The organism is Pseudarthrobacter sp. Hb11, from assembly GCF_059383655.1.
The window spans coordinates 1-25,998 of the sequence record NZ_JBWZCM010000013.1; the positions used below are offsets into that span (position 1 = coordinate 1).

The following is a 25,998-nucleotide window of genomic DNA, read 5'->3' on the forward strand; positions in this document are numbered from 1 at the left end:
AGGACGGCTGGTTCGTCGGTGAGTCCGAGGAGTGCGAACACCGGGACGGTCACGAGCACTGTTGTGTTTGGGACCGGGACTTTGGCGACATCCGCGTACCCGCCGTTGCCGCCGTTGTCGGCGGAGCCTGTGGCAGCGTCGGTGCCATAACCGTCGCCCTCGTGCTGGTCACGCGTGTACTCGTCGGTGTCGGTGTCGGTGCCGGTGGTCGTGGCGTTGCTGCCGGTGATTGCCAGGGTGGCTCGTCCGAGCGCGTCCGTGGGGCCATCCTGGGAGCCGTCCGTGGGGTTGTCTTTGGGGGTGTGCGGGCTGGGTTCCGTGGTTGGAGTTAGTGCGGGTCCTGCGCTGAGGAGGAGGTTGGCGAGGATGTCTGGCCGGAGTTGGGTGAGGTTTCGGGGTTCGTTCGGGCCTTGGGCGCCTCGGGCGAGGGCGGTGATTTTGTTCCAGATCGCGGATGCCTGGTGGGCGGGCAGGTAGGCGGAGAACCAGGCCATGCCGTTACGGTCGGGGCTGTATTCGACGCGGCGGTCGGCCGCGCTTTTGGCGTGCCGCTTTTCGATCGATTCGGGGTGGTGGCGTTCGCGCCAGGACCGCACTCTGGCCCGGAACCGTGAGGGCACCAGATTCCCGGCGGCGGCTCCGCGGGCCGGTGCGTCCGGGTCGAGGAAGTGCGCTGCCAGGGCGTTGGCGCCGGCGGGGGTGAGGCCGTCTGTTTCGTCGGCGATGATTTTCGCGTGCTGCCAGGAGATGGTTCCGGAGGACAGTGCCTCAAGGGCGAGCGGGAGGGAGCAGAGTTGGCGGGACTGGGTGATGAACGCTCCGGCTGCGGGTCCGCTGAGGGTCAGGACGCCGGCGGTTTCCTCGATCGCTGACATCTCGTTGTAGGTCCGCTCGTGCACGGGTGCGTTCGGTGGGGTCATCGCTTGTTGCAGTTCGAAAGCTTCGGCTGCGTCGCGTGCCTTGAGCCCAGCTATCTGCGCTTCGAGCCTGGACAGCAGCCCCAACCGGTCCAAACGGATCTCGTACGCGCGCTGGAGCACGTCAACCCCGCCACCGGCAGCAGCGGTAGTGGCCAGGGCGGCATCCTTGAGAAACAGGGCCCCCACGCCGGCAACGGAGGCATGAATGCCCTCCATCGCTGCCATTGCGCCCTCGCCGTTTCCCATACCAACATCCTCTACGGAGGCACTGACAATTTGAGTGGGTGCGCCTATACCACCGCCCGCCACGCACCTGGCGCCCTTCCGTCGTCGTAATTCTGCGCCGCGCATACCCTGCGCCCAGCTGGAGCAAAAATACTCAGTTTGCTTATTACTTTCCGCCTTCCTAGGCTGGAAGCTGTCAGGCAAACAACTCTCGAAGCAAAAGATTCACGCCCTGATTCGGACGCTGAAACCCGCTTCAAGCGAGGAGGAAGAATGTCAGAACACAGCATTGCAGGCAAGAAGGTTGCATTCCTTTTGACCGACGGCGTGGAGCAGATTGAGCTCACCAGCCCGTGGCAGGCAGTCAAGGACGCCGGCGGCCAGCCCACCCTGGTTGCCCTGAAGAGCGGCAAGCTGCAGGGATTCGAGGGGACTGAGAAGGGCGACACGTTCGACGTCGACCTGACGGTCGCAGAGGCGAACGCCTCGGACTTCGACGCGCTGGTGCTCCCCGGTGGCGTTGTCAACGCAGACCACCTCCGCGTCGACAAGGACGCCCAGAGCTTCACCAGGAGCTTCTTCGAACAACACAAGCCGGTGGCCTCCATCTGCCACGGACCGTGGCTGCTCATTGAAGCGGGAGTGGTGCGCGGGCGGAACCTCACCTCCTACCACACGCTCCAGACGGACCTGCAGAATGCCGGCGCCAACTGGACCGACGAGGAAGTGGTGGTGGACCAAGGGCTGGTCACCAGCCGCAACCCGGATGACCTCCCGGCCTTCAATAACAAACTGGTTGAAGAAATTTCGGAGGGTCAGCACGCTGGCCAAACGGCCTAGACGGTCCGGCGGAGGCAGCCCCGGCAGTCCCTCCTGACCCCCACTGTTCCCTCAGGGTTAAAGAAAAATCCCGCTCGGAGGAATTACTCCAAGCGGTAGAGTGTTGGAGTCTGCAGCGGCCTTAACCGCGCACCACTCACTTCCACAACTCCCTGAGGGAACACGCATGTCTACCGAAGTCTCTCCGAACGCCAGCGGCCAGTCCGTGCAAGCTCCCGGAACCAAGCCCGCCGCACCGGAGAAGATGTCCCGCGAATCGGTCACCGTCATCAGCACGCTGCTGGTGGCGACGTTTGTGGTGATCCTCAATGAGACCATCATGAACGTCGCCCTGCAGCGGCTCATGGTGGACCTCCAGGTGGACGCGCCCACGGTCCAGTGGCTCTCCACCGGATTCATGCTCACCATGGCCATCGTCATCCCCACCACCGGGTTCATCCTGCAGAGCCTGTCCACCCGGGCCGTGTTTATGCTGGCCATGGGGCTTTTCGCCGGCGGCACCGCACTCGCCGCCGTGGCTCCCGGATTCGAAATCCTGTTGCTGGCCCGCATCGTTCAGGCCGGCGGCACGGCCATCATGCTGCCCCTGCTGATGACCACCATCCTCACGCTGGTCCCGCTGGCCAAGCGCGGCGCCGTGATGGGCAACGTCAGCATCGCCATCTCGGTGGCGCCGGCCATGGGCCCCACGGTTTCCGGGCTGATCCTGGAGCACTTCACGTGGCGCTTTATGTTTGTGTTCGTCCTGCCGGTGGCACTCGCAGCGCTGGCCATCGGCGCGAAGTACCTGACCAACATCGGCGAAGCGGAAAAGACAAAGCTTGACGCCCTCTCGGTAGTCCTCACCGTCCCGGCGTTCGGCGGCCTGGTCTACGGCCTGAGCCAGATCGGCGGCGGCCACGGCGGCCAGGCCGGCCCCGGCGCCACTGCCATCACCGCGCTGGTTATTGGCGTTGCCGGCCTCACGGCTTTCGTCCTTCGCCAGCTGCGGCTGCAGAAAGCCGAAGCCCCGCTGCTGGACCTCCGCGCGTTCAACTTCCGCATGTTCACGATTTCGGTCCTGCTGATGGTGGTGGCCATGATGGCGCTGTTCGGCGGCGTCATCCTGCTGCCCCTCTATCTGCAGGAAGTCCGCGGCCTGGGCTCCTTGGAGACCGGCCTGGCGCTCCTCCCCGGCGGCCTGGCGATGGGCCTTCTGGGGCCGGTCATTGGCCGGCTGTTCGACAAGGTAGGGCCGCTGCCGCTCACCGTCACCGGTTCCATCCTGATGGTGGTGGCCCTCTGGCAGTTCTCAATGCTCGACGTCGGCACCTCCATCGCCTGGATCGTCACCCTGCACGTGGGGCTGAGTTTCGGCCTGGCGCTGCTCTTCACGCCGGCGTTCACCACCGGCCTGAACCCGCTTCCGCCGCACCTCTACTCGCATGGATCCGCGATCATGAGCACCACCCAGCAGGTTGCCGGCGCCGCGGGCACCGCCCTGCTGGTGTCCATCTTCGCGGTGGTTTCCGCGACGTCGGGCCTCGTCGCGGGGATGAGCGCCGCCTTCCTGACGGCGACCGTCATAGCCCTCGCCGCCGTCGTACTTTCAGCGATGATGCGCAAGACCGAAGGTGCCGGCCCGGGCCACGCTCCCGGCCACTAACCCAACCAGGTAGCGCCAAGTGTCGTTCTAAACCGCTCAGAACGACACTTGCCGCTACTTACCTTGCGTTAGCCGGCGTAGAAGTCCGCGAGCTCCTTGATGAGCCGGTCCGGGGCCTTGATAACGCCGTCGTGGCCGAAGCCGGGCAGGATGGTGTAACTGGAGCCGGAGAGGACGTCGTGGATCTGGCCGCAGGCCACCCCGAAGTAGGCCGGGCTCTTTTCGCCCACCACAATAAGGGTTTCCAGCGGCAGTTCCAGGAACGGCTCCGCCGGCATGTCCGCCGCGATGATCGCCTTGATTTCCCGGACACCGGTCCTCATCAGCTCGCGCTGCTGCTTGCCCTCTGACGTGCCGGCCGTAAGTTTGTTGGCAAGGGTCAGCATGGAGAGCGGCATGCGGGACGAGAATGCGCCGCCTGCCTCGAGGCCGCGCTGGAGGACTGCCAGGGCACGGTCATCATCCCCGGCAGCTGCGGCGCGTTCGTACTCGGTGGTCCAGTCGGCCTTCACGCTGTGGTTCACGGAGACGGCGGGGTCGTAGACAGCGAGCCGTTCCACGGGGAGCGTGCGGGCGGCGTGGAGGGCAACGGCCCCGCCAAAGCTGTGCCCGAACACGTCCGTGCTGGCCGTGTGTTTCATAACGGCGGCCAGATCGCGGATGTCCACGTCGAGGGTGTAATCCTCCGGCTGTGGGGATGAGGATCCGCGGCCCCGCCGGTTGAACGTGTGGACCGGTCGGCCCAGCGCGGCGCTTAGCTTTTGCGCGAACTTTGTGTAGTCGGCCGCAGTCACCAGTGAGGGCGGGACAATAACCACGCCTGAACCGGCGGAAGCAAGATCCGCCCCGGTGGAAAAGAGCTCCAGAGTGCCGCCGTCGGGGGTCCTGATGTTCTCACGCGTCATGTTCCGAGCCTAGCCGAGCAACCTGAATGCGGGCACCATGACGCCGCCCGCGGCCGAGGCTGCACACAAACTCTCAGCCGAGGTTCTTGATGAGCACCGCGCTTTGCTCGCGGACGACGGCGGCGCGGAGCTTGTGGGTGAACGGTGGCTGGTATCCGAAGCCGGACTGGGACGGTTTCTGGCTGCGCTCCCCGAACCCATGCTGCTCGGATCGCTGGAGCTGGCGGATGGCTCGAAGGCTGTCGGGTTCGCCTGTGATGCTGTCGCGGCTGCACACGGGGAAGACATCACGCACTACAGCGACTGGCTGGCTGACCGGAATGAGCCCAGGAGCCTGTGGCAGAATTTGGGGGAGGCTGCCCTCGCCGGCTTCAGCCGCGGCACCTAGCCCTTGAAGTATTCAGAAATGTCGGTGACCAGTTCGTTCACGGCAGCGGGGATGGAGCCGTGGAACCCCTTGGGGGAGAGCTCGTAGGTGCTGCCGGGAACGGCCGCGTGCAGCCGCTCCGCCGTGGCCTTGTAGTAGGTGGGGCTCTTGCCGCCGGCCATGAAGTGGGTGTTGGGAGGCAGCACGCTGAAATCCCTGGCGTGGTCCGCCTCGTTGTAGGCGGCGCGCAGTTCGCCCACGCCGCTGGGCATCACCTCGCGGAACATCCTGTTGACCTTGGTCCGCGACAACAGTGCCATCAGAGCGGCAAGGACAGGTTCGGGGATCTTCGCCATGGCGGAACCGGGGCTTGTGGCCTTCTTCATGTGCGCAAGGGCGTGGCCCACCTTGCCGCTGTTCACAGCCTCCTCGAAGCCGTCCAGCCAGTCGGTGTCGATGCTGCCGTCAATGTTGACGGCGGCGTCGTACACGGCCAGCTTGTCAGGCACATAGGGGGTGCCGGTGAACTCCTGCACTGCGTTGAGGGCCACCGAACCGCCCAGGCTGTGGCCCAGGATGTTCCTGGCACCCGTGCCGTCCAGGACAGTACGGACGTCGGCGATCTCGGTGGCCATGCAGTAATCCGCCGGCTGCCCGGAGGAACTTCCGCGGCCGCGGCGGTCGTACACGTCCACCGCCCAGCCGTTGCCCAGGCCCTTGGCCAGCGCGACCGAAAACGGACGGTAGATCAGGGCGGTCAGGAACGCTCCGCCGATCAGGAGCACCCGGCGTTCTCCGGGCGCATCCTCGGTGCCGTAACTGTATAAGGCCAGGCGGCCGCCGTCGTGCGTTGGAAGTACCTGTTCTTTCACCACCCCATCCTAGGCAGCAGCCCGATCCCGCCCCCGAAGCCGGGCCTGCCCAACTCCCGTAAACTTGATGATTGTGACTTCCCAAAACACCCCCTCGTCCAAGAACGCCCCAGAGCCGCTCGATGCCAGCGAGCAGATGCGTATCCGCATGGAGAAGCGCGCCAAGCTGATTGAGCGCGGCGTCGAGGCGTACCCGGTGGGTGTGGAGCGGACGCATTCGCTCGCGGAGGTCCGTGAAAAGTACGCCCACCTCGAGGCGGACGACACCACTGGCGACATTGTTGGCGTCACCGGGCGCGTCGTGTTCGTGCGCAACACCGGAAAGCTGTGCTTCGCCACCCTTCAGGAGGGCGGCACCGACGGCAAGGGAACCCGCCTGCAGGCCATGCTCAGTCTCGCCAACGTGGGTGAGGAAGCGCTGGCCGACTGGAAGGCGCTGGTAGACCTCGGGGACCACGTGTTCATCAGCGGTGAGGTCATTTCTTCCCGCCGCGGCGAGCTGTCCGTCATGGCCGACTCCTGGTCCATGGCCTCCAAGGCGCTCCGCCCGCTGCCGGTACTCCACGCCGAGCTGAACGAGGAGACCCGCGTCCGCCAGCGTTACGTGGACCTGATGGTCCGCGACGAAGCCCGCGAGATGGTCTACACCCGTGCCGCCATCACGCGCTCCATCCGCGAGACGCTCTTCCGCCACAACTACGTGGAAGTTGAAACCCCCATCCTGCAGCTGGTCCACGGCGGTGCCCTGGCACGCCCGTTCGAGACCCACATGAACGCTTTCGACCAGAAGATGACCCTGCGCATCGCCACCGAGCTCTACCTCAAGCGTGCCGTGGTGGGCGGCATCGACCGCGTCTACGACATGGGACGGGTGTTCCGCAACGAGGGCGTGGACTCGACCCACAGCCCCGAGTTCACCACCCTTGAGAGCTACGAGGCGTGGGCTGACCAGTTCGTTATGGCGCAGCGCATCAAGGAGATCATCCTCGACGCAGCGGATGCCGTGGGCGCCGGCCGGGTCCTGCAGACCGAAGCGGGGGAGATCAACCTCGACGGCGAGTGGGCCTGGGTATCTGTCTACCCCGGACTGTCCGACGCCGTTGGCCAGGAAGTCACGCCAGAGACTTCGCTGGAGGTACTGCGGGGTATCGCCGAAAAGCACGAGGTCAAGGTTGATCCCAAGTGGGACGCCGAGAAGCTGGCGGTGGAGCTCTTCGGCGAAATCGTGGAGCCCACCCTGCTGAACCCCACCTTCGTCTACGACTACCCGCCCTCTGCCCAGCCGCTGGCCCGCCCGCACCGGGAAGACGGCAGGCTGATCGAGGCCTGGGACCTCATTATCGGCGGCATGGAGCGCGGCACCGCGTTCTCCGAACTGATCGACCCCGTTATCCAGCGCGAACGGCTCACCGAGCAGTCACGCCATGCAGCCGCCGGCGATGATGAGGCCATGCAGTTGGACGAGGACTTTCTGCGCGCTCTCGAATACGGCGCCCCGCCGATGGGCGGCATCGGACTCGGGATCGACCGGCTGGTGATGCTGTTCACCGGCGCCGGGATCCGCGAAACCATCCTCTTCCCGCTGCTCAAGCCCGAAGGGCACTGACCGTGGAATATGTAGCTGTACTCCTGCCGTCCCTGGTGGTGGGCCTGCTCTTCTGGTTCGCCATGAAGTCGATCTTCAACGCGGACAAATCCGAACGCCAGGCCGAGGCGCAAGCCCAGGCAGAAGCCGAAGCGCGTACTGCGGGGCCAGCGGACCCCGAATCGAATAGATAAACCCCCAAGCTTTCCGCTTTTATCCCCAGGGGTCAATTGGCGCTTTGACGCGTTGCCATAAAGAGGGTCATACTTTTAGGGAAACATCCTGCTTTTCTGAAAACCGAACCCTTTCCAAGAGGAAGACCTTAAATGGCACAGAAAGTAAACATCATCCTCGTTGATGATTTGGATGGGGGATCCGCAGACGAGAATGTAAAGTTTGGCCTTGACGGGGTCAACTATGAGATTGATCTATCGGCCGCCAATGCCGCCGAACTCCGTTCCTCACTGGAACGGTTTATCGGTGCTTCGCGTAAGGCTTCGGGCAGCAGCGGCCGGGCTGCACGCACCAAAGCATCGGGCGGAGGCCGCAGCCACGATTCGGCACAGATTCGGCAATGGGCCCGGGAAAACGGCTACACCGTTAACAGCCGTGGCCGAATTCAGGCCGAAATCCAGGAAGCCTACCAAAAGGCCAATTCCTAGTTTCAGCCGCAAATCGGCCAAAAGGCCCTGCTTCCCGCGTCGGGAAGCAGGGCTTTTTCGGTTGCCAGCCTGAAAGAGGGGGCAGTGCCGTAATTACTCCGCTGCACAGCGACATCACGGTGCCGGGACGGATTTAGTCGAGGGACTGCGCAGGAGGCTCGCGGCCCGAGGGTGTTCGGAAACTTAGAACACCAACGGGGCGCTCAAGGTCAGATGTGCGCATTGCCGGCCGGGACAGAAGCAAGGGTGCGCGCTGGGGCGGCGTGCCGCTCCCCTCCCATCGGCAGGAGGCCGATTGATTGGCCTTCTACCCACTCCCGGCAGGTGCCGCCGGCGCTGAAAAGTGGCATCTGCGGGTATTCCCGGTCCATCCCGGTTTCCCCCGTGGCGAACACGCTCCACAAGTATGGGCGGGCCACGTAGCATCAAAGTACGTCGTAGCTAGGAGTGTGGCGAAATGTTTGAGCGATTTACGGACCGTGCCCGTCGCGTAGTTGTGCTTGCCCAAGAAGAGGCACGCATGCTGAACCACAATTACATTGGTACCGAACACATCCTCTTGGGTCTTATCCATGAGGGTGAGGGCGTTGCCGCCAAAGCTCTTGAGTCCTTGAGCATTTCGCTCGACGGCGTTCGCGAGCAGGTGCAGGAGATCATCGGGCAGGGCCAGCAGGCGCCGTCCGGCCACATCCCCTTCACCCCCCGTGCCAAGAAGGTGCTGGAACTCTCGCTGCGCGAAGCCCTCCAGCTGGGCCACAACTACATCGGCACGGAGCACATCCTGCTGGGACTCATCCGCGAGGGTGAGGGTGTTGCCGCCCAGGTGTTGGTCAAGCTCGGCGCAGACCTCAACCGGGTCCGCCAGCAGGTCATCCAGCTCCTGTCGGGCTACCAGGGCAAGGAAACAAGCGGTGCCGGCGTCGGCTCCAGCCAGCCCGAGGGTACGCCGGCGGGATCCGTTGTTTTGGACCAGTTCGGCCGCAACCTGACCCAGGCTGCCCGCGAGAACAAGCTGGACCCGGTCATCGGACGCGAGCAGGAGATGGAACGCGTTATGCAGGTCCTCTCCCGCCGCACCAAGAACAACCCGGTGTTGATCGGTGAGCCGGGTGTCGGCAAGACGGCCGTCGTCGAGGGTCTTGCCCAGGCGATTGTCCGTGGCGACGTCCCGGAAACCATCAAGGACAAGCAGCTGTACACCCTGGACCTCGGTTCTCTGGTGGCAGGCTCCCGGTACCGCGGTGACTTCGAAGAGCGCCTGAAGAAGGTCCTCAAGGAAATCCGCACCCGCGGTGACATCATTCTCTTCATCGACGAAATCCACACCCTTGTGGGTGCCGGTGCCGCCGAAGGTGCCATCGATGCTGCGTCCATCCTGAAGCCCATGCTGGCCCGCGGTGAACTGCAGACCATTGGTGCCACCACGCTGGACGAGTACCGCAAGCACATCGAGAAGGACGCCGCGCTGGAGCGCCGCTTCCAGCCGATCCAGGTCAAGGAGCCCTCGGTTGCGCATGCGATCGAGATCCTTAAGGGCCTGCGTGACCGCTACGAGGCGCACCACCGCGTCACCATTACCGACGGCGCCCTGGCCTCGGCTGCCAGCCTCGCCGAGCGCTACATCTCTGACCGCTTCCTGCCGGACAAGGCGATCGACCTGATCGACGAAGCCGGCGCACGGCTGCGTATCCGCCGCATGACCGCTCCGCCGGAGCTCAAGGCCATGGACGAGCGCATCGCCAAGCTGAAGATGGAAAAGGAGTCCGCTATTGACGCGCAGGACTTCGAAGGTGCAGCCGCGCTCCGTGACAAAGAGCAGAAGATGATCACCGAGCGCTCCGAGAAGGAACGCCACTGGAAGTCCGGCGGCATGGACGACATCTCCGAGGTGGATGAGGATCTCATCGCCGAGGTGCTGGCCAACTCCACCGGCATCCCCGTGTTCAAGCTGACAGAGGAAGAGTCCTCGCGCCTGCTGAAGATGGAAGACGAACTGCACAAGCGTGTGGTGGGCCAGGACGAGGCCATCAAGGCACTGTCGCAGGCCATTCGCCGCACCCGTGCAGGACTCAAGGACCCCAAGCGTCCGGGTGGCTCGTTCATCTTCGCCGGCCCCACCGGCGTCGGCAAGACCGAGCTCGCCAAGGCACTCGCGGAGTTCCTGTTCGGTGAAGAGGACGCCCTCATCACGCTGGACATGTCCGAGTACTCCGAGAAGCACACCGTCTCGCGGCTCTTCGGTGCCCCTCCGGGCTACGTTGGCTACGAGGAAGGCGGCCAGCTGACCGAGAAGGTCCGGCGTCGTCCGTTCTCCGTGGTGCTGTTCGATGAAGTGGAGAAGGCCCACGCGGACCTCTTCAACTCGCTCCTGCAGATCTTGGAAGACGGCCGGTTGACCGACTCCCAGGGCCGGGTGGTGGACTTCAAGAACACGGTGATCATCATGACCACCAACCTGGGCACCCGGGACATCTCAAAGAGTGTGGCCACCGGCTTCCAGTCCGGCACCGACACGCAGACCGGCTACAACCGCATGCGTGCCCGCGTCACCGAGGAGCTCAAGCAGCACTTCCGCCCCGAGTTCCTGAACCGTGTGGATGACGTTGTGGTGTTCCCGCAGCTCACCCAGGACGAGATCATCGAGATCGTGGACATGTTCGTTGGACGCCTGGAGAAGCGGCTCAAGGACAAGGACATGGGCATCGAGCTCACGCCCAAGGCCAAGGTGCTCCTGGCAACCCGCGGATACGATCCCGCCATGGGTGCGCGGCCGCTCCGCCGCACCATCCAGCGCGAGATCGAGGACCAGCTCTCCGAGAAGATCCTGTTCGGTGAGATCCACGCCGGCGACATCGTTGTAGTGGACGTGGAAGGCGACGGCGACGACGCCAAGTTCACGTTTGCCGGCAACGCCAAGCCACGCATCCCGGAAATCGCTCCGAGCGTCTAGCACCAAAACGAAGGCCCCGCCCGCTCCGAAAGAGCAGGCGGGGCTTTCGCTTGTTGAGGGCACTGTGGCTGGTTTCGGCGCCAATGTCACCGTCTCCCTCATGCGTCACAAGGCATGAGCGGTCCGTACCCGCATGAGCGGTGTTGCCCAGCACCGTCTATGCGGCTGAGGGCCGTTCGTGGATGCAGGCACCTGCTGCAACCGGGTTGTGGGCAAATGGCGCCCGGGCCGGGGCACCCCAGCCACGAAGGAGCAGCCGTGGGTTTCGCCGGTAGTGAAGTGGTTGTGACGGGGAGCACAGTTCGGGTTGAATCGGGGGCATGGCTAATCTGAATCCGGCGATCCCGGACGAGCAACCTTTGACTCCTTTCCATGATCTGGACCATTACCTGTCCATCCCGCGGGTGAGCGGGCTGGCGATGAGCCCCGACGGCCGGCGGCTGGTTACTACCGTGGCCACCCTGAACGGCAAGGGAACCGAATTTGGCACAGCGCTGTGGGAGCTTGATCCTGCAGGGCAGAAGCACGCGCGACGGATCACCCGCAGCGCCAAGGGTGAGGCAGGAGCGGCGTTCGGGGTCAACGGTGATGTCTACTTCACCTCCGCCCGGCCCGATCCTGACAGCCCCGAGGGCGACCCGGTAAACGCCCTCTGGCTCCTGCCCGCCGACGGCGGCGAGGCGCGAGTGGTGCTCAACCGGCCTGGTGGCGTGGGTGCCGTAATGACAGCTAAAGCGGCGGATGCCACCTTCATTGTTGCGGAGGTCCTGGCGGGCTCGGCCGATGAAGATGACGATGCCGAACGGCGGAAGTCCCGCAAGGACAACAAGGTCTCCGCCATTCTGCACAGTGAATATCCGGTCCGTTACTGGGATGCGGATCTGGGGCCCGGCCAGCCGCGGATCTTCGCTGTGGAGCCCGGGAAGGAGAAGGACCCCGGCAAACCCGCCACTGTGGATGCCACGGCTCCCCTGGCCCTCCGGAACCTCACGCCCGATGCAGGTGCACGGCTGCGCGAGGCGGAAACTGCGGTCAGCCCCGATGGCAGGACCATTTACGCGAGCTACACCAAACCGCTGGCCCGCGCGGACAGTCGCTCCGTCCTGGTGGCCATCGACGTGGACTCCGGCAACACGACGGTACTCCTGGACCGCGAGGGGATGAGCTACTTCCCCGGTCCTGTGAGCCCGGACGGCAGCACCTTGGTGGTGCTGAGCGAGAGCGACACCACCCCGCACCAGGCACCCCAAATAAAGCTGCACCTCCTGGATGTCTCCGAGGCGTCCTCGTCCGGCACTGGGCAGCTGACGCCCCTGGCGCACGACTGGGACCGCTGGGCCAAGCCGGCCGCCTGGCTGCCAGACGGTTCCGCCCTCCTGGTCACCGCGGACGACGACGGCGCGTCGCCGGTTTTCCGGATCAGCGTCCCGGCGTCTGCCGCTGAAGTGAGCGTTACACGGGTGACACAGGACGCGGCGGCCTACACCGACGTCGTGGTCTCGCCTGAGGGGCGCAGCGCCTACGCCCTCCGCAGTTCCTATGAGTTCCCGCCGGAAGCTGTACGCATTGACCTGCAAACCGGCGAAGCCACCCGGTTGCCGGCGCCGGCGGAACGGCCCACCCGTCCCGGCAGGCTGGAACGGATTGCGGCGACAGCGGCGGACGGCTCACGCGTCCCGGCGTACCTCGCACTGCCCGAAGATGCCTCCGCGGATTCCCCGGCGCCGATGCTGCTCTGGATCCATGGCGGCCCGCTGGGATCCTGGAACGCCTGGACCTGGCGCTGGAACCCTTGGCTGCTGACCGCGAAGGGGTACGCGGTGCTTCTGCCCGATCCTGCCCTCTCCACAGGCTACGGCCAGAACTACATTCAGCGGGGCTGGGGCCAATGGGGCAAAGGCCCGTTCACAGACCTCATGGCCGTGACTGATGCCGCCGTCGACCGTCCTGATATTGACGCGGACCGTACCGCGGCCATGGGGGGCTCTTTCGGCGGCTACATGGCCAACTGGGTTGCCGGACAGACGGACCGGTTCAAGGCCGTAGTGACCCACGCCAGTCTTTGGGCGCTGGACCAGTTCGGCCCCACCACAGACTCCTCGCAGTACTGGCTGAAGGAGATGACCGAGGAGATGGCGCTGGAGAACTCGCCGCACCTTCACGTTGAAAAGATCAGCACGCCCATGCTGGTGATCCACGGGGACAAGGATTACCGCGTACCCATCGGGGAAGGCCTGCGTCTTTGGTATGAGCTGTTGTCCAAGTCGCAGCTGGCAGCGGACCAGGACGGCCGGACGCCGCACCGGTTCCTGTACTTCCCGGACGAAAACCACTGGGTCCTGCAGCCGCAGCACGCAAAGGTCTGGTACGGCGTTGTGGAGAGCTTCCTGGCCCGGAACGTCCTCGATCAGGACCTGCCGGTGCCCAACGAGCTGGGGCTGTAGCCTAGGTTGCCCGCTCCGGCGGGGTCATTTGCCGCTTGCTGCTCCTTCGTCGCTTTGACGCAAGCTACACAAATGACCCCGACGCCCTCGCACGGCGAGTGAAGCAATAGGTGATGACCGGCAGGCATTTGTGTAGGCGCTGTCAGAGCGAGGTACGAGCAGGCGCCGGCAAATGTCTGGCGGCAAGCGCCGGTGCCGTGGTGCACTCCTGAGTGCTCGTAGGATTGCTCTGTGACGAACTCCTTCCATATCCGCCCTGCGCGCACCGGCGATGTTTCCGCTATCAAGAGACTGGTGGCGCCGCTGGCAGACCAGCGGATTCTGATGGCAAAGGAGACGGTGGCGTATTACGAGAGCCTGCAGGAGTTCCGGATCGCAGAGTCCTCGGACGGTGAAGTCATTGGCTGTGGGGCGCTCCACGTTATGTGGGAGGACCTGGCCGAAGTGCGGACCCTTGCCACTTCTGCGGACTGGCGGGGAAAAGGCGTGGGACATGTCCTGGTGGAGAGCCTGCTTGAGGAGGCGCGCGCCCTGGGCGTCGCCCGCGTTTTTTGCCTTACCTTCGAGGTGGACTTCTTCAAGCGCCACGGCTTCGACGTGATGGCGGACCAGTCCGCCGTGGACCCCGTGGTGTACTCGGAACTGCTCCGGTCCCACGACGAAGGTGTGGCCGAGTTCCTCGATCTGGCAAGGGTCAAGCCAAACACCCTCGGAAACACCCGCATGATCAGGTTTCTTTAACCTTCCGGTTTTCCGCTGCACCGCCAAAACCGCCTGAACTGCACTTTCTTTTACTCGATTTGATGGATAAACTGTTTCCGGCCGGGATTGGGGGCCCAGGGAAAGGGACAGTCATTGGGGGCTGTCCCTTTTCTCTATTCGGCGGAAGCGCAGCCCTACCGCCGCGCCGCATGCCGGTAGTAGGGTCGGAATGTCATCCTCCAGGAAGCAAGCCAGGAGTACCGCCATGAAGAAGCTCATTAACGATCCAAAGTCGGTAGTCGACGAATCCGTGCAGGGCTTCGGCCAGGCGCATTCGGGCCTTGTCACCGTCAGCGCCGATCCCCTGTACATCACGCGCAAAGACGCGCCAGTCAGCGGGAAAGTAGGACTCGTCTCGGGCGGCGGCAGCGGCCATGAACCGCTGCACGCCGGATTTGTGGGGCGTGGCATGCTGGACGCCGCCGTGCCCGGCGCGGTGTTCACCTCCCCGACACCGGACCAGATCCTCCCGGCGACGCTGGCCGTGAACTCGGGCGCCGGCGTCGTGCACATCGTCAAGAACTACACCGGCGACGTCCTGAACTTCGAGACGGCAGCCGAACTCGCCGAAGCGGAAGGCGTCAACGTCCGCACCGTCCTGGTCAATGATGACGTTGCCGTAGAGGATTCGCTGTACACAGCAGGCCGGCGCGGAGTGGGCGGGACGGTGCTGGTGGAAAAGATCGCCGGAGCCGCTGCTGAGCGGGGAGACGGCCTCGACGCCGTGGCCGCGATAGGCGAACGCGTCAACAGCAACGTCCGCACCATGGGTGTGGCCCTGACCGCCTGCACCGTACCCCACGCGGGCTCGCCCAGCTTTGACCTGGCCGAGGATGAAATTGAGATCGGCATTGGAATCCACGGCGAGCCGGGCAGGCACCGGATTGCGATGGAAAACGCAGACGGCATCACGGACCGCCTGCTGGAGCCCGTACTGACTGATCTGGGAATCACTGCGGGGGACAGGGTGCTGCTGTTCGTCAACGGGATGGGCGGCACCCCCCTGAGCGAGCTGTACATCGTCTACCGGCGGGCCGCCCAGGTGCTCGCGGACAGGGGCGCCGCCGTCGAGCGTTCCCTGGTGGGAAATTACATCACGGCGCTGGAGATGCAGGGCTGCTCCATCTCGGTACTGCGGCTGGACGACGAACTCATTGATCTGTGGGACGCGCCGGTGCACACGGCGGCACTGCGCTGGGGCGTATAGCTGTGGTTCTGGACGTTAACTGGACCGTCAAGTGGCTAACCCTGTGCGCGGAGGCAATGGCGGAGCACAGGGCGGAGCTGATCGAACTCGACCGGGCCATCGGGGATTCCGATCACGGCGAAAACATGGACCGCGGCTTCCAGGCGGTATTGGACAAGCTGTCCGACTCCCCGCCGGAAACGCCCGGCGCTGCGCTGAAGCTGACCGCGATGACCCTGATGTCCAAAGTGGGTGGTGCGGCGGGCCCGCTGTACGGCACGGCGTTCCTTCGTGCAGCCACCTCCCTCGGGGACTCTGCGGAAATAGCTCCTGCCGCCTGGGCCGGTGCCCTGACTGCCGCGCGGGATGGGATAGTGGCGCGCGGAAAAGCGGAGCCAGGGGACAAAACCATGGTGGATGCCTGGACGCCTGCGGCAGAGGCAGCAAGCCAGGCCGCCGCAGACGGCAGCCCGGATGCCTTGACCGTTCTGGTGGCCGCGGCAGAGGCTGCCGAAGCCGGGGCCGTGGCTACTGATCCGCTGGTAGCCCGCAAGGGACGCGCAAGCTACCTCGGGGAGCGAAGCGCCGGCCACCGCGACCCCGGCGCCGCTTCCAGCGCCCTGATCCTGCGGGCCGCCGTGAAGGCGGCTGCGTGACCGTCAGCATTGTGGTGGTTTCCCATAGCGAAAAAATCGCCGACGGCGCCGTGGAGCTTGCCGCGCAGATGGCGCCCGACGTCGTGCTTCTGGCGGCGGGCGGCACCATGGACGGAAGGATTGGCACCAGCCTGGAGAAGGTGCTGGCCGCTCTGGACAAAGTGGCCAGCGGTGACGGCGCCGTAATCATGACTGACTTGGGCTCCGCTGTCATGACCGCTGAATCCGCGTTGGAGTTCGCGGAAGACGCGTCCAAAATGGTGCTGGCGGATGCACCTTTGGTGGAGGGACTGGTGGCAGCCGCCGTCGCTGCACAGGGCGGCGGTGACGTCCAGGCGGTCAAACGGGCGGCGGAAGCTGTGCGCGGCCCTGCCCCGCAGGCCGGGAGCCCGGCGTTGCAGGCCGTCGGCGAAGGCCCCGTCACCGGCGCCGGCCCGGACTTCACAGGGGACTTTGAGCTCGTGAACCAGGCCGGCATGCACGCCCGTCCCGCCGCGAAAATCGCGGGTGGGCTGTCGTCACTTGACGCCGAGGTGCAGGTCAACGGGGTTGACGGTGCGTCCATGACTGCTCTGATGACGCTGGCGGCTGGCAAGGGATCAGTGCTGCACGTTGAAGCATGGGGAGCGGACGCGGAACGGGCAGTGAACTATGTCGGAGGCCTGGTGCAGGCGGGCTTCGGGGAACCTTAGGGGCGGCGAACAACCCGAAATGGCGCCCGGGCGGTGTGTTCACAGCACCGCAGGGGACTCCTGCGAATATGCTCGATGCCATGGAACGGCTCGACCTCGAAGACAACGCCCCGGATATCGAAGTTCTGGAGGGGCAGATGTCCGTTGAGGAACTCCTCGCCGAGCTGGGTTTCGAATGGCGGCCTGAGCCAGGGGCCGGGGAGCGCGAAGACGAGGCTGCGACGGCGGAAAGCTTCAGCCAGCCGGCGCTGTTCTGACCGTCAGATCTGCTGGTGCAGGCCTTCAGCGTCGAGCAGCACCGATGCGGTGATGAACCTTCCGCACTGTTCGCCGTAGGGATAGTCGCCCCGGGGGCGGAAGTCCAGGGTCCGTACGGGCAGGGGTGATCCGTCCGTGCCCGTGGCCGATACGGTGACCGACATGGGTGACTCGGTGAGGGTCTGCAGGAACAAGGCCCCTAATTCCGTACCGTCGGGGGAAGCCGTGGCGGAGCAGAGGCCATCCGGACTGCAGCCCTGGTCGATTGAGACGCTGCCCGGGTGAAGCTCCACATCATCTTCGGTGCACGTGCCGTCCTGGCAGGCCTTCAGGTGCAGCGTTGCCACCTGCGGTGCATAGTTGGCCGAAACCGTGACGGAGACAGCCGTGGCCTGTGCAATGGCTGGGCAGGGGGCCGCGCCGGGGCCGGGGCCGCATGCGGAGGCGAGCCCCGCCGTCGTGATGAGAGCCAAAAGCAGCCCGCGCTTGCCCATACTTCAGGGTACGGCCGGGGCGGAGGCTCCCCGCGGCCCGTTGCGAAGTGATGCAAACATCGTTATGCTCCCGGTCTGTGCGACCCCAGCCCGCGGGAACCAACCCAGTGGGAATCAGGCCAGCGGGAAGATGCCGATAAACCAGAACAACGCGATCGCGAAGACTGCGAAAAACGGGATTAGGCAACCCATCGCCGTCCTGGGGGCGGACGATACCTGAAGTGACTCATTGGGGTTTGCGGGGTTGTACGCCACCTCAATCAGTGACCCAGGCACCGGCTGGCTGGCGAAGGAGACATCGGATTCGCCCGCGAAGAGTATGCCCTGGGGATCGGTGAACTGGAAGGTGGGGAAAAAGCGCCGGCTGCGGCTGGAACCGCCGCCGCCGTTGGTCCATCCCGCGATGCTGCCGGTAACGGTGGCCTGCACCTTGGGCCACGCTGCGGTCTGCTGCTCGCGGCGCCTGGTTTTCCGCACCGAGTGGATAAGAGCGAAGACGGCGGCCACAACGAACAGCGCCCAGACAATGTACAGAATGATTCTCACGGTTTCCCCCGGTTCCGGTCACCAAGAAGTATGCCATTCCAGGTCCCCGCGACGGCGCACCATGACGGGCAGGGGCTCAGGCGGGGAGCCGGAATCCGCCGTCGTGCAGCTCCGCCAGGCCATCGACGAGCAGGCCTGCAAGGGCACGTTCCAGCTGCTCGGGAGCCGAATTCAACCTGTGCAGGACCCCCAGCGGCACGCCAATCCCCGCCGGCGCGAAACCTAGGTCCGCCGGCTCCCGCTGGAACATCTCCGGCGGCACGGGCGCCTCGGCCTCGCGCAGCACCGCCATGACGGCCCCGCGCACCTGGCGGTCAGTGCCGTGCCAGGCCTGGCCCTTGGGGACGTACGACGGCGGGGGCTCGCCTGCCGCCCGCCACGCACAGGAGCCGCTGACCGGGCAGTCGCTGCACTTGGGTGCCCGGGCCGTGCACACCAGTGCCCCCAGCTCCATCACCGCAGCGTTCCAGCGCACGGACGTGCCGTCGTCGTCCGGCAGGAGCTGGGCGGCGAGCCGCATTTCCGCTGCAGTCAGCGCAGGGGCAGGCAGCGCAGCCCCGGAAATAAGGCGGGCGTGGACCCGCCTGATGTTGGTGTCCACCACCGTTTCGCGGCGCCCATAGGCGAATGCAGCCACCGCCGCGGCCGTGTAGCTGCCCACACCGGGCAGCGCCAGAAGTTCGGCGTAGTTGTCCGGCACCCTGCCGCCGTGGTGCTCAACAATGGCCGCCGCTGCCGCATGCAGCCGCAGCGCGCGGCGGGGGTAGCCCAGCCTGCCCCAGGAACGGACTGCCTCGCCGGCTGGTTCGCCCGCCAGGCCTGCGGGAGTGGGCCAACGCTTCAGCCATTCCTGCCAAACGGGCAGCACCCGGACCACCGGCGTTTGCTGCAGCATGATTTCGCTGACCAGCACGCCCCAGGGTGAGCATTCAGGTTTCCGCCAGGGGAGGTCCCGGGCAATCCCCGCAAACCAGTTGTTGATTTGGCTGTGCAGCATCTGCAGTTCCGCCCCGGCGGGAACGGGGGCAGACGCAGCGGTGGTGGGGGCTTGAGTGTCGATCCCAACACTGTAATTGATCCGCCTGCAAGGCTGGAAACGTGATGTGACCAGAGCGTTGCAAGGGCGGCGGCGTGGTGGTGAAGCAGATCCGCGCCCGTTCTCTAGCCTAGAAGGATGGGCAGGCAAGGCAATTCAGCATCACGTGGCAGGGCGACGGTATCCGGTTCGAGCACCGTCCGTAAGCCGAGCCCCGCAGTGTACCGCCGGCGTCGGCTGTTCCTCGGCGCGGCGCTGCTCATGGTCATCGCGCTGGTGGCCGGCGGGTTCGCCCTGGCAGGGGCCGTCAGCGGCAGGTCGGAGCAGGCATCGTCCACGGACCCCACTGCTGGTGAGACGGCGTCGGCGGACGCATCGCCGTCGGCGTCTGCTCCGGAACCTACACCAACGCCCTCAGCCACGCCCACCTGCAACCAGAACCTGGTCACAGTCTCGGCGTCCACGGACAAGGCCGCTTACGGGCCCGGGGAAAAGCCGATGTTCACGCTCAAGGTGACCAACGGCGGCACCATGCCCTGTGAGGTCAACATCGGAACCTCCCAGATGGAGTACCTGGTGACGAGCGGGCCGGACCGCATCTTTTCGTCCCGGGACTGCCAGGCAAAAAGCGAGGACCTGCTGAAAATCATCGCTCCCGGCGCCAGCGAAACCGCCAACTTCCCGTGGTCCCGGAACCGCAGCGTTGAAGGCTGCCAGCCCGTGGAAGCCAAGCCCGGCGGCGGCGGGGCGTACTACATCTTCACGGCCAAACTCGGCTCGCGTGCCAGCCCCAAGGCTGTTTTCCAGCTGAACTGACCGGCGCTGCAATGGGCCCACGCTGGCAGGGTTCCCTGGCCGGGCTTGCGAGGCGAGGGCGCCAGTGGGAACTAGAGGAAGCGGTCCAGCAGGCTTGCTTCCGCCATCCGGCTTAAGCCTTCCCGAACCGTCCGCGCCCGCTGGTCGCCGATGCCGTCCACCGTCATCAGGTCATCGATGGTGGCCGCCATCAGGAACTGCAGGCCGCCGAAGTGGTCCACCAGGCGGTCCGCAACTGCCTTCGGAACTGCCTTCAGTCCCGAGAGCAGGCGGTAGCCGCGCGGCTGCACTACGGCGTCGAGGTTTGCCTCGCCGCCCGCAAAGCCGACGATCCCCGAGATTTTTCCGAGGTCAATCAACTCGGTGGGCCCGAGGTTCACGAGAGCGCTGACAGCTTTTTCGATTTCCTCGGGGGAGGCGTGGGGCGAGGCGTAGTCGCGGATGATGACGTCGCTTCCGGGGCCGCGGCCTACAGTGAGCTCATCAAGCTGGAGCGAGAGGAGGCGGCCGTCTTCGCCCAGTTCAAGGACGTACTGGGAGATCTCCTCCGAGATGCGGCGAACCATTTCCTGCCGCTGCAGGGTGACTGCCACATCCCGGACGGTCACCATCGCTTCGATCTCCAACGCAGACAGCGAGCTGGTGACCTGGTCCAGGCGTGAGCGGTAGCGCTCCAGTGTGGCAAGGGCCTGGTTGGCGCGCGCGAGGACCGTCTCCGAACCTTCCAGGACGTGGCGCAGGCCGTTCACGTACAGGGCAATAATCTGCATGGACTGGCTGACGGAGATGACGGGCACTCCGGTCTGGATGGCCACGCGTTCGGCTGTGCGGTGGCGCGTGCCGGATTCGTGGGTTTCGATGCTGGAGTCCGGGACGAGCTGGACGGCGGCGCGGAGGATGTTGCCGGCGTCCTTGTCGCAGATGATGGCGCCGTCCATCTTGGCGAGCTCGCGCAGGCGCGTGGGGGAGAAATCGATGCCGATGTCGAACCCGCCCGAGCAGATGGAGTCGATGGTCCTGTCCGAGCCCAATACGATCAGCGCCCCGGTCCGTCCCCGGAGGATGCGCTCAAGGCCGTCACGTAGCGGTGTTCCGGGTGCCACCCTGCCCAGAGTTGCCCTTAGAGATTCTTCGGGGCTCCGCGCCATTAGGTGTTTCCCTTCAAAGGTGCGGACTGCCGCCCGCAGAAAATGCCGGCTTTCACGCTTGGCCGGCAGGAACAAAAGTACTCGATTTCCCGCAAGCTCAATGATAGGGGTAAGAAGGCCAACTTCCGCACGGTCAGGCCCTAAAGTGCCCCGTTGGGGGACGTGCGGAAGTGGCTGGGAACGTGTTCGACGGCGGGTGGCTGGCCGGGTACTTTTGAATCCGCTTGGTGGCCTTGACGCCGGGGGTCAGCGGGGCCGCTGCTGAAGCATCCGCTCCAGGTCTCTGCTGACCTTGGTAAGGGACGCCGCCCTGAGGGCCTTTTGTTCGGCGGCTGACTGGGTCCCGCGCCGCATGGAAGTTTCCGCAGGCCGGGCGGCGCTGTGGTCCTGGATTTCGGCGGGAGCCAGGCCGGTGGCCAAAGGATCAAAAAACAAGTTGCCGGAGAAGGAAACGCCACGCACTGCTGCTCAGGCCCTTACATGGCGGTGCATCGGACTGCCGTACGTCATCATGCGGCCACGCTGGCCCGCCGGGATTACGCGGCTTTGAACTTCCTGTTTCGCGGGTGTTAAGGGCCGGGGGATTACTGCGGCAGCACGGGTTTGGCCTGCCGCTCGTTCCCGCCCCTGAGGAACCGAACCTCCCGGGATGCCGTGCAGCAGCGCCGGCGGCAAGGAATATCTGCCGGGACCAGTGTCTTGTCGCTATTAGACCGACGGCGGCTTACCGCCGCCGTGCCCGCAGCGTTCGTCCCCCGCCGGAGCCTGACCACCTGGCTTAGGTGCGGGCACGGGCAGCACCGACCAGTAGGAGCACCATGGATTTCGGCACAGGAACAACAACAGGTACCGGGCGCACGGCTCTCGTAGTAGGGGCCACCGGCATCGCCGGGTCGGCCCTTGTGGACAATCTGGCAGCCCAGGGGTGGGCCGTCCTTGCACTGTCCCGCAACCCCGGAGCGGAGCGCCCCGGTGTCCGCTGGCTCTCCGCAGACCTGACCTCCGCTGAGTCATTGACAGCTGTACTGGGGCCGGAGAATCCCTCGCATGTCTTTTTCACGGCATGGTCGCGGCGAGACACCGAGGAGGAAAACATCACCGTCAATGCCGGCATGGTGCGTGACCTCCTCGCTGCACTTCGGGGCAAGGACGTGGCCCATGTTGCGCTGATGACCGGGCTCAAGCACTACCTCGGACCCTTTGAGGCGTACGCAGCCGGAGAGATGGCGGACACGCCCTTCCACGAGGAGGAGCCGCGCCTGCCGGTGCGGAACTTCTACTACGCGCAGGAGGACGAGCTCTGGGCAGCAGCGGCTGATCAAGGATTTACCTGGTCCGTGCACCGCGCGCACACCGTCATTGGGCACGCGGTGGGCAATGCCATGAACATGGGCCTCACCCTCGCCGCCCAGGCCACCCTTTGCAGGGAGAACGGAGAGCCGTTTGTCTTTCCGGGATCCGGGACGCAGTGGAACGGCCTCACCGACATGACGGAGGCCGGCGTGCTCGCCGAGCACATGATCTGGGCAGCCACCACGCCAAAGGCCGCCAATGAAGCCTTCAACATTGTCAACGGCGATGTGTTCCGCTGGCGCTGGATGTGGCCGAAGCTCGCGGCCTACTTCGGTGTGGAGTGGGAGGGGTTCGAGGGGGAGCCCCGGCCCCTTGAACAGTCCATGGCAGGGCGCGAGGACCAGTGGAGGGAACTTGCCGCGCGCCATAACCTCAGCGAGCCGGAGTTGGATCGGCTGGCGTCCTGGTGGCACACAGACAGCGACCTGGGACGCAACATCGAGGTAGTGACCGACATGGGCAAGAGCCGGGATGCCGGGTTCACCGGGTACCGGCGGACCCTGGACGCTTTTATCGCACTTTTCGACCGCTACCGGGCAGAGAACCTCATTCCCTGATCCTGGTGCCGGCTCCAGGCCGGATGGCTGGCGGCGGGAACGGGCAGGCGGACATGGAACGGGTGGAGCGTAAGGCTCTGCCGCTGCCGGTTGCAGCCCTGCGATAAACTGGAACTTGGCTGTTCGCCAGCCCGTTCCCCCGGTCCCCAGCCGCAACGCCTGATGAGGCAGTGCCCGGGGTTGCCCAAACCGCAGCGAAAGTAGCACCGTGTCCCAAGATGTCCTTAGCCCCGCCCGGGTCCATGAGATTCACAAACAGGCGGCCCGGCGTCGGACCTTTGCTGTTATTTCGCACCCTGACGCCGGCAAATCCACGCTGACCGAGGCGCTCGCGCTGCACGCCAAGGTCATCGGCACCGCCGGCGCCTCCAGCGGCAAGGCCAACCGCAAGGAAACGGTCTCGGACTGGATGCAGATGGAAAAGGACCGCGGCATCTCCATCAGCTCGGCGGCGCTGCAGTTTTCCTACCGGGACACCGTCATCAACCTCCTGGACACCCCCGGCCACGCCGACTTCTCCGAGGACACGTACCGGGTGCTCGCCGCCGTCGACTGCGCAGTGATGCTCGTGGACGCCGCCAAAGGCCTGGAAACCCAGACCATGAAGCTGTTCGAGGTCTGCAAGCAGCGGAACCTGCCCATCATCACAGTTATCAACAAGTGGGACCGCCCGGGCCTGGACGCGCTGGCACTGATGGACGAGATCACCGAGCGCACCGGGCTGCAGCCCATGCCGCTGACGTGGGCCGTGGGCATCTCCGGCGACTTCCGCGGCGTCTGGGACCTGCGCAATGACCGCTTTGCCCGGTTCCAGCGCAACAATGCCGGCGCGCAGATCGCGCTTACCGAGTACTTCACCCCGGAGGAAGCGGCCGAAAGCCAAGGCAGCAACTGGTCCGACGCGGTGGACGAAGCCGGTCTGGTCATTGAATCGAACCTGGAGTTCGACGTCGAAAGCTTCCACGCCGGCAAGGCCACCCCCATCCTGTTCAGCTCCGCCGCGCTGAACTTCGGCGTCAAGGAACTGCTGGACGCTCTGGTGGATTTCGCTCCGCCGGCAGCTCCGCGGCCCGATGTTGATGGCACCCCGCGTCCGGTGGCGTCCCCGTTCTCCGGCTTCGTCTTCAAGGTCCAGGCCGGCATGAACAAGGCTCACCGCGACCATGTGGCCTTCATCCGCGTCTGCTCCGGCGTCTTCGAGCGCGGCATGGTGGTCACCCAGACCCGCACCGGTAAGTCGTTCGCCACCAAGTACGCGCAGCAGGTCTTCGGCCGGGAACGCGAAGTGATTGATGAGGCCTACCCTGGCGACGTGGTGGGCCTGGTCAACGCGTCCTCCCTGCGGGTGGGGGACAGCCTCTTCCTCGAGGACGCCGTGGAATACCCGGCCATCCCACTCTTCGCCCCGGAGCACTTCCAGGTTGCCCGGTCCAAAGACCCCAGCAAGTTCAAGCAGTTCCGCCGCGGCATCGAGCAGCTTGAGCACGAGGGCGTTATCCAGGTGCTCCGCTCCGACGTCCGCGGGGACCAGGCGCCGGTGCTCGCCGCCGTCGGCCCCATGCAGTTCGAAGTGGTGGAGGACCGGATGGCGCACGACTTCAGCGCCCCCATGCGGCTGGAGCGCCTGCCCTACTCCCTGGCCAGGATCTCGACGGCGGATGCCATGCCCGCATTGGCGAACGTTCCGGGCGCCGAGGTGCTCCTGCGGTCCGACGGCGAGTACCTCGCGTTGTTCAACGATGTTTGGGCCCTTCGCCGGATCGAAAAAAACCACCCGGACCTCACCCTCGTCCCCATCGGCACACACAACCCCGCAAAGTAGGAACCGTGAACGCAGTGCAACCCGGCGCAGTTCAACCCCGCGCATTGATTACCGGTGCCGGCACCATCAATCCGCTCGGTTCCTCCGTGGCCGAAACCTGGTCCGCGCTGGTGGCCGGAAAGTCCGGCATTGCACCGCTCGAGGATGCGTGGGCGGAACAGTTGCCCGTGAAGATTGCCGGGCAGGTCACCACTGATCTGTCCGGGCACCTCAGCACCCGCGAAATGAAGCGCATGGACCGCTGTGGGCAGCTTGCGCTTACCGCCGCCCGCGAAGCCTGGAAACAGGCGGGCGCCCCCGAGGTGGATCCCGAGCGCTTCGCCGTGGTGATCGGCTCCGCTTACGGCGGGCTCGGCTCCACGCTGGAGCAGGACCGCACCCTTGCAGCAGCGGGCCCGCGCAAGGTTTCGCCGCACACACTCACCCGCCTGATGGTCAACGGCCCGGCGGCCTGGGTTTCCATCGACCTCGGTGCCCGCGGCGGCGCCCGGACCCCGGTCAGCGCATGCGCGTCCGGGGCGGAAGCGATTGTCCAGGCAGCCGAGATGATCCGCTCCGGCGCAGCCGACGTCGTAATTGCCGGCGGCGTTGACGCCTCCGTCAACGACCTGGTGATCACCGGCTTTTCCCAGATCCGCGCGCTGTCCACCCGCGCCGGGGATCCGCAGCGTGCCTCACGCCCGTTCGACGGCGGCCGTGACGGCTTTGTCCTCGCGGAGGGCGCCGGCGTGGTGGTGCTGGAGAGCGAAGAGCACGCACGCGCCCGCGGCGCAGCTGTGCTCGGTGCCGTGGCAGGCGGTGCGGTGACGTCGGACGCGAACGACATTGTGGCAGCCGATCCTGCCATGCAGCGGCGGGTCATGCAGAAGGCGCTTGAGTCCGCCGGCCTGGCCGCCGAGGACATCGGGTTTATTCACGCCCACGCCACCTCCACACCCGTGGGGGACCGGCTGGAAGGCCAGGCCATCAACGCGCTCTTCGGTCCGGGCATCCCGGTCACGTCCACCAAGGGCCATACCGGCCACCTGCTGGGCGGTGCTGGTGCGCTGGCGGCCGTGGTGGTGGTTGAGGCACTGCGCACCGGGATGCTGCCGGGAACCCTGAACGTCCAGGAGTTGGACCCGGAGGTGGACCTTAACGTCGTCACCGAAGACGTCCGCCAGCTTCAGCCGGACAATGCCCCGGCCGGCCTGGTGAACGCCTTCGGTTTCGGCGGGCACAGCGTCGCCCTGGTGATTACGGGCGCGTAGCCAAAAG

25 protein-coding genes are annotated in these 25,998 nt (G+C 65.4%); 17 read left to right on the forward strand and 8 right to left on the reverse strand.

The annotated features are described in order from the left end of the window. A partial coding sequence (locus AC50X7_RS15505) for a 13E12 repeat family protein (protein ID WP_494979837.1) occupies positions 1 to 1,166 on the reverse strand: 1,166 nt, incomplete at its 3' end. Between the two features lie 252 nt (positions 1,167 to 1,418). On the opposite strand from AC50X7_RS15505, the gene AC50X7_RS15510 reads away from it, so the two are divergent. Both AC50X7_RS15510 and AC50X7_RS15515 read left to right on the forward strand, forming a co-directional pair. After that, positions 1,419 to 1,985 (forward strand): type 1 glutamine amidotransferase domain-containing protein, encoded by a 567-nt coding sequence (locus AC50X7_RS15510; RefSeq protein ID WP_494979838.1) that lies wholly within the window; start codon positions 1,419 to 1,421, stop codon positions 1,983 to 1,985. 166 nt (positions 1,986 to 2,151) lie between these two features. After that, positions 2,152 to 3,630, forward strand: coding sequence for a DHA2 family efflux MFS transporter permease subunit (locus tag AC50X7_RS15515; protein WP_494979839.1), 1,479 nt, complete (start codon positions 2,152 to 2,154; stop codon positions 3,628 to 3,630). Between the two features lie 68 nt (positions 3,631 to 3,698). Here the strand turns inward: AC50X7_RS15515 and AC50X7_RS15520 are convergent, their stop codons facing one another. Beyond that, positions 3,699 to 4,535 (reverse strand): alpha/beta fold hydrolase, encoded by an 837-nt coding sequence (locus tag AC50X7_RS15520; RefSeq protein WP_494979840.1) that lies wholly within the window; start codon positions 4,533 to 4,535, stop codon positions 3,699 to 3,701. A gap of 37 nt (positions 4,536 to 4,572) precedes the next feature. On the opposite strand from AC50X7_RS15520, the gene AC50X7_RS15525 reads away from it, so the two are divergent. After that, a complete protein-coding gene (locus AC50X7_RS15525; protein WP_494979841.1) occupies positions 4,573 to 4,923 on the forward strand; it encodes an allophanate hydrolase-related protein in 351 nt (116 codons plus the stop codon). On the opposite strand, the gene AC50X7_RS15530 is transcribed toward AC50X7_RS15525, so the two are convergent. Continuing rightward, positions 4,920 to 5,774, reverse strand: a complete 855-nt coding sequence (locus AC50X7_RS15530; protein ID WP_494979842.1) for an alpha/beta fold hydrolase — start codon at positions 5,772 to 5,774, stop codon at positions 4,920 to 4,922. The two genes, AC50X7_RS15525 and AC50X7_RS15530, sit on opposite strands and share 4 nt — an antisense overlap. A 67-nt stretch (positions 5,775 to 5,841) precedes the next feature. On the opposite strand from AC50X7_RS15530, the gene lysS reads away from it, so the two are divergent. From lysS to AC50X7_RS15580, 10 genes are all read left to right on the forward strand, one after another. After that, positions 5,842 to 7,380: a lysine--tRNA ligase gene (lysS, locus tag AC50X7_RS15535; RefSeq protein WP_494979843.1), complete on the forward strand. Its 1,539-nt coding sequence runs from the start codon at positions 5,842 to 5,844 to the stop codon at positions 7,378 to 7,380. 2 nt (positions 7,381 to 7,382) lie between these two features. Beyond that, positions 7,383 to 7,553, forward strand: coding sequence for a hypothetical protein (locus AC50X7_RS15540; RefSeq protein WP_494979844.1), 171 nt, complete (start codon positions 7,383 to 7,385; stop codon positions 7,551 to 7,553). A 132-nt stretch (positions 7,554 to 7,685) separates the two neighbouring features. Beyond that, on the forward strand, positions 7,686 to 8,021 hold the full coding sequence (locus AC50X7_RS15545; protein WP_494979845.1) for a histone-like nucleoid-structuring protein Lsr2: 336 nt from the start codon (positions 7,686 to 7,688) through the stop codon (positions 8,019 to 8,021). A 457-nt stretch (positions 8,022 to 8,478) separates the two neighbouring features. Next, on the forward strand, positions 8,479 to 10,971 hold the full coding sequence (locus tag AC50X7_RS15550) for an ATP-dependent Clp protease ATP-binding subunit (protein WP_307097095.1): 2,493 nt from the start codon (positions 8,479 to 8,481) through the stop codon (positions 10,969 to 10,971). A gap of 320 nt (positions 10,972 to 11,291) precedes the next feature. Then, positions 11,292 to 13,415 (forward strand): S9 family peptidase, encoded by a 2,124-nt coding sequence (locus tag AC50X7_RS15555; protein ID WP_494979846.1) that lies wholly within the window; start codon positions 11,292 to 11,294, stop codon positions 13,413 to 13,415. A gap of 231 nt (positions 13,416 to 13,646) precedes the next feature. Next, positions 13,647 to 14,156 (forward strand): amino-acid N-acetyltransferase, encoded by a 510-nt coding sequence (locus AC50X7_RS15560; RefSeq protein WP_494979847.1) that lies wholly within the window; start codon positions 13,647 to 13,649, stop codon positions 14,154 to 14,156. 226 nt (positions 14,157 to 14,382) lie between these two features. After that, on the forward strand, positions 14,383 to 15,384 hold the full coding sequence (dhaK, locus tag AC50X7_RS15565; protein ID WP_307097090.1) for a dihydroxyacetone kinase subunit DhaK: 1,002 nt from the start codon (positions 14,383 to 14,385) through the stop codon (positions 15,382 to 15,384). A gap of 2 nt (positions 15,385 to 15,386) precedes the next feature. After that, positions 15,387 to 16,019 (forward strand): dihydroxyacetone kinase subunit DhaL, encoded by a 633-nt coding sequence (gene dhaL / locus AC50X7_RS15570; protein WP_494979848.1) that lies wholly within the window; start codon positions 15,387 to 15,389, stop codon positions 16,017 to 16,019. After that, on the forward strand, positions 16,016 to 16,711 hold the full coding sequence (gene dhaM / locus AC50X7_RS15575; RefSeq protein WP_494979849.1) for a dihydroxyacetone kinase phosphoryl donor subunit DhaM: 696 nt from the start codon (positions 16,016 to 16,018) through the stop codon (positions 16,709 to 16,711). The genes dhaL and dhaM overlap by 4 nt, the downstream gene beginning before the upstream one ends. 80 nt (positions 16,712 to 16,791) lie before the next feature. Then, entirely contained in the window at positions 16,792 to 16,968 is a 177-nt protein-coding gene (locus AC50X7_RS15580) for a hypothetical protein (RefSeq protein WP_494979850.1), read from the forward strand. 3 nt (positions 16,969 to 16,971) lie between these two features. On the opposite strand, the gene AC50X7_RS15585 is transcribed toward AC50X7_RS15580, so the two are convergent. The 3 genes from AC50X7_RS15585 to AC50X7_RS15595 all read right to left on the reverse strand — a co-directional run bounded on the left by AC50X7_RS15585 (position 16,972) and on the right by AC50X7_RS15595 (position 19,006). Then, the gene (locus tag AC50X7_RS15585; RefSeq protein ID WP_494979851.1) at positions 16,972 to 17,463 is read right to left on the reverse strand and encodes a hypothetical protein; all 492 of its coding nucleotides are present in this window, start codon (positions 17,461 to 17,463) and stop codon (positions 16,972 to 16,974) included. A 114-nt stretch (positions 17,464 to 17,577) separates the two neighbouring features. After that, complete coding sequence (locus tag AC50X7_RS15590) at positions 17,578 to 18,009, reverse strand: DUF3592 domain-containing protein (RefSeq protein WP_494979852.1); 432 nt, start codon at positions 18,007 to 18,009, stop codon at positions 17,578 to 17,580. A 76-nt stretch (positions 18,010 to 18,085) separates the two neighbouring features. Then, complete coding sequence (locus tag AC50X7_RS15595; protein WP_494979853.1) at positions 18,086 to 19,006, reverse strand: HhH-GPD family protein; 921 nt, start codon at positions 19,004 to 19,006, stop codon at positions 18,086 to 18,088. Positions 19,007 to 19,183: 177 nt separating this feature from the next. Between AC50X7_RS15595 and AC50X7_RS15600 the strand changes: the two genes are divergently transcribed. After that, positions 19,184 to 19,861, forward strand: coding sequence for a hypothetical protein (locus tag AC50X7_RS15600; RefSeq protein WP_494979854.1), 678 nt, complete (start codon positions 19,184 to 19,186; stop codon positions 19,859 to 19,861). A gap of 71 nt (positions 19,862 to 19,932) precedes the next feature. Here AC50X7_RS15600 and disA read toward each other — a convergent pair whose 3' ends face one another. Both disA and AC50X7_RS15610 read right to left on the reverse strand, forming a co-directional pair. Next, the gene (gene disA, locus AC50X7_RS15605; RefSeq protein WP_494979855.1) at positions 19,933 to 21,009 is read right to left on the reverse strand and encodes a DNA integrity scanning diadenylate cyclase DisA; all 1,077 of its coding nucleotides are present in this window, start codon (positions 21,007 to 21,009) and stop codon (positions 19,933 to 19,935) included. A 246-nt stretch (positions 21,010 to 21,255) separates the two neighbouring features. Then, positions 21,256 to 21,471 (reverse strand): hypothetical protein, encoded by a 216-nt coding sequence (locus AC50X7_RS15610; protein ID WP_494979856.1) that lies wholly within the window; start codon positions 21,469 to 21,471, stop codon positions 21,256 to 21,258. Positions 21,472 to 21,827: 356 nt separating this feature from the next. Between AC50X7_RS15610 and AC50X7_RS15615 the strand changes: the two genes are divergently transcribed. The 3 genes from AC50X7_RS15615 (at position 21,828) to AC50X7_RS15625 (ending at position 25,991) form a co-directional block, all read left to right on the forward strand. Continuing rightward, positions 21,828 to 22,919, forward strand: a complete 1,092-nt coding sequence (locus AC50X7_RS15615) for an SDR family oxidoreductase (protein ID WP_494979857.1) — start codon at positions 21,828 to 21,830, stop codon at positions 22,917 to 22,919. A gap of 208 nt (positions 22,920 to 23,127) precedes the next feature. Beyond that, positions 23,128 to 24,741 carry a peptide chain release factor 3 gene (locus AC50X7_RS15620; RefSeq protein WP_494979858.1) on the forward strand — a complete coding sequence of 538 codons (1,614 nt, stop codon included), beginning with the start codon at positions 23,128 to 23,130 and terminating at the stop codon, positions 24,739 to 24,741. A gap of 5 nt (positions 24,742 to 24,746) precedes the next feature. Beyond that, positions 24,747 to 25,991, forward strand: a complete 1,245-nt coding sequence (locus tag AC50X7_RS15625) for a beta-ketoacyl-[acyl-carrier-protein] synthase family protein (RefSeq protein WP_494979859.1) — start codon at positions 24,747 to 24,749, stop codon at positions 25,989 to 25,991. Positions 25,992 to 25,998 lie beyond the last annotated feature (7 nt).